The following is a 3694-nucleotide window of genomic DNA, read 5'->3' on the forward strand; positions in this document are numbered from 1 at the left end:
GCATAAACGACTTAATCCCCTCCGTCCCCTTTTTCAGACACGGCCCTGTGCGGGCCGTGTCGTCAGGCATCAGCGCAGCACCTGCTCCACCAGCTGCACGTCCACGGTCTGCAGCGGCTCGGCGGCATTGCGCGCCAGCTGCACCTGGTAGGTGCCACCGTCGATCTTCCACTGGCGCGCCTGTGCATCGTAGTGGGCCAGAGTCTTCGGCTCGGCTTCGATGCGGATGCGGCGCTGTTCGCCCGGCTGCAGGTTCACCTTGTCGTAGCCGATCAGGCGGATCGGCGTGGTGCTGCCTGCCGGCAGCTTCAGGTACAGCTGGGCCACATCGGCGCCGGCGCGCTTGCCGGTATTGCGGATATCGACGCTGGCGACCAGGCGCGAGCCTTCCACGCTCACCTTCAGGTTGTCATAGGCGAACGAGGTGTAGGACAGGCCATGACCAAAGGCGAAGGTCGGGGTCAGGCCCTTGACCGCCATCCACTTGTAGCCGACGTTGGCGCCTTCGATATCGAAATCGAACACATCACCGAACGGCTTGGCCGGCTTGAAGCCGAGGCCATCGATATGCGGGCGCGGCAGCTGCGATTCGTCCGTCACCCAGGTCACCGGCAGGCGGCCCGACGGATTGACCTGACCGGTCAGCAGCGCGGCGATGCCTTCGCCGCCGCGGATGCCCGGGTACCAGGCCTGCAGCATCGCTGGCACCTGCGCCAGCCAAGGGGTGCGCACCGGGCCGTTGGTTTCCAGCACCAGCACGGTCTTCGGGTTTGCCGCGGCCACCGCCGAGATCAGTGCGTCCTGGTTGTCCGGCAGCTGCATGTCCGGCAGGTCCACCGATTCGGCGGCCCACTGCGTGGCAAACACAATGGCCACATCGGCCTGCGCGGCGGCTTTGGCCGCAGCGGCGGCATTGGTCCCGTCCACATACTCGATGGTTGCGTCAGGGCGCGCCGCACGCAGCGATTCCAGCGGCGAGGACGGGTGGAAGATCACCGGGCCCGGCCAGGTGGTCGGCAGCACGCCCGGCACCGCGTTGGTGCCCTTGGCGGTCACGCCCACCATCGACGAACCACCGCCACCGATCACGCCCTTGTCGGCGTGGCCACCGATGATGACAATGCGCTTCACGCTGTCGGCCAGCGGCAGCAGGTTGCCTTCATTGCGCAGCAGCACGCTGCCCTCTTCCACCGTGCGCTGGGCCACGGCGAAGCCGGCCTCGGCATCCACCTTCTGGTGCTGCGGCGGGTTGTCGAAGTTGCCGTGCAGGAACATCGTGCGCAGGATGCGCGTGACCATGTCATTCAGGCGCGCCTGCGGCACCACGCCGCCATGCACGGCCAGACGCAGCGGTTCGTCGAAGAACACCGCTGCGTCGAACACTTCACCGGCCGACTGCTGGTCCAGGCCGGCCAGCGCCGCCTTCGAACCGCTGTGCACGCCGCCCCAGTCGGACATCACGAAACCGGGGAACTTCCATTCCTGCTTCAGCACCTGGTTCATCAGGTAGCCGTTCTCGCAGCCGTAGGTGCCGTTGATCTTGTTGTACGAGCACATCGCCACGCCCGGGCGGCCAGCCTCCAGCGCAATCTCGAACGCCAGCAGGTCCGACTCGTGCATGGCCTGTTCGCCGATGCGCACGTCGTGGAAGTTGCGCCGGGTCTCCATGTCGTTCAGCGCGAAGTGCTTCATCGAGGAGATCACGTGCTGGCTCTGCACGCCCTGGATCAGCGCGCCGACCATCGAACCGGCCAGCAGCGGGTCCTCACCGGCATATTCGAAGTTGCGGCCGTTGCGTGGATCGCGCTGCAGGTTGACGCTGCCCGACAGCAGGATGTTGAAGCGCTGCTGCCACGCCTCGCGGCCCATGGTCGCGCCACCGGCGAAAGCCACTTCGCGGTTCCAGCTGGACGCGGTGGATGGGCCCGATGGCATCGCCGTGGCGAAATCACCCGGGCGGATGCCGCCCGGATTGGTCACGCCGACGCCGGCATCGGCCGACTGCTGCGACGGAATGCCCAGCCGCGCCACGCCCGGCACGAAACCGGCCGAACCGACCGCGCCTTCCGGCAGTGGGCCACCATCCTTGCCCAGCCCGAAGTAGCTGTGCAGCATCTGGAACTTCTCATCCTCGGTCATCGCCTTCAGCAGCAGCGCGGCGCGCGCATCGGCGTTGAGGGTGGTGTCCATCCACGGCCTGTCGCCATGCGTGTCGGCGGCATAGGCCAGTGTCAGCAGGGTGGCGCGCAAGGCGCTGCCTTCCACCTTGAACGGCGCGCTGCTGGCGGCCTGGAAACCATCGCTGAAATAGCTGGCATCGGCTTCCAGCGCCACACGCGCCGGATCGAAGCCGGCGGCCTTGGCCGATTCACCGGCCACCGCGCCGAGCAGCACCGCCGGTGCACCCAGCCGCGAACGGGTGACCAGCGCTGGCAGCTGCGCGGCACCTGCACCGGCATCGGTATAGACCGCCACGGTGTGGCGGCCATCGTCCAGGCGCAGGTAGTTCAGGCCCGGCTGGTCCGGGCCGGATTCAGCGGCGATCGGCAGCCGGGTCAGTACGGCCTGGCCGCGCTGGGTCTGGCCATCATCCCTGCCCGCAGCAATGAAGCGGTATTCGTAACCCAGTCCGTCGGCCAGCACCTGCAGCGGATCGACCTGGCCGATGCCGCGCTGCACCTGGCGCACGCTCACCGCGTCCACCTGCAGGGTCTTCAGCTGGGCGGCCAGGGCCGGCATCGCCTCGGCGGTCGGGGCCTGTTCCAGGGTCAGCACGGTGAACGCGGCAGGGTCGGCCCAGGCCGGAGCGGCCAGTGCAGCGGACAGGGCCAGGGACAGTACAAGCTGCTTTGTAAACGTTTTCATCGACGGGCGTAATTCCGTTGCCAAGGCAATCGGTCCAGGGAAAGTGCCGCCGAAGGGTGCAGCGTTCATGCCGCGCAGGGGTTGCCAGGCAACCTCCCGCAGGCCGAAGGACGGACCGGTCTGCGCGCGGGACCCTCCTCCCGGCGTGACAACCTGCCTGCCCGGGCCGCGCAGGGCGACCCAATCCTGTGAAGATTGTGCGAGGGCGTTCTCACCTGTCAACAGGACCTAAGTCACAGGGGCGATCGCTGCCTGCAGTTATCAGGCCATCACCGGCGGTCATCAGCGCGCCGTGCGAGGCTGCCGATAATGAAGGTCCCTGGCCACGAACCGATCCCATGACCGTCCACCGCGACTTCGACCATCTCTGGCGCGACCGCTGCGATACGTCCAGCCAGCGCGCACCGCGCGTGCTGATCCGTGTGTTCGTGGCCCCCGGTGAGCTGGAACGCAGCGTGGCGTTCTACGAGCAGCTGCAGGGCGTGGTGGCCGATGCGGGCTTTCCGTTTCCGGAGGCCGGGCTGCGCCTGGCCATGGTCGGTGCGTTCCTGTTGATCGAGGGCAGCGAGGCGGCGCTGGCGCCGTTCACCTCGACCACGGGGACACTGCTGGTCGATGACGTTCGGCCTTATCACGACAAACTGGTTGCCGCCGGCGCCGAGATCATCTTCCCGTTGCAGGTGGTCCCGACCGGGGCGGCGTTCAATGCGGTACATCCCGATGGCACGGTGGTCGAGTACGTGCATCACCGGCCGGATCCGCAGGGGCGGTGAGGTGACGCACGGCCAGGCTGCGCCCGGCCCCCGCGGTAGTGCCGGCCGCTGGCCGG

Annotated in this window: 2 protein-coding genes; one reads left to right on the forward strand and one right to left on the reverse strand. The window is 67.7% G+C overall.

What is annotated here, in order from left to right:
• Positions 1 to 69 precede the first annotated feature (69 nt).
• Positions 70 to 2865, reverse strand: coding sequence for a beta-glucosidase family protein (locus HMPREF3114_RS16250; RefSeq protein ID WP_083297605.1), 2796 nt, complete (start codon positions 2863 to 2865; stop codon positions 70 to 72).
• A gap of 338 nt (positions 2866 to 3203) precedes the next feature.
• Between HMPREF3114_RS16250 and HMPREF3114_RS16255 the strand changes: the two genes are divergently transcribed.
• Complete coding sequence (locus HMPREF3114_RS16255) at positions 3204 to 3638, forward strand: VOC family protein (RefSeq protein ID WP_049429041.1); 435 nt, start codon at positions 3204 to 3206, stop codon at positions 3636 to 3638.
• The last annotated feature ends 56 nt before the right edge of the window (positions 3639 to 3694 follow it).

It is taken from the genome of Stenotrophomonas sp. HMSC10F07 (assembly GCF_001807895.1).
In the GTDB taxonomy this organism is placed as follows: Bacteria; Pseudomonadota; Gammaproteobacteria; order Xanthomonadales; family Xanthomonadaceae; genus Stenotrophomonas; species Stenotrophomonas sepilia.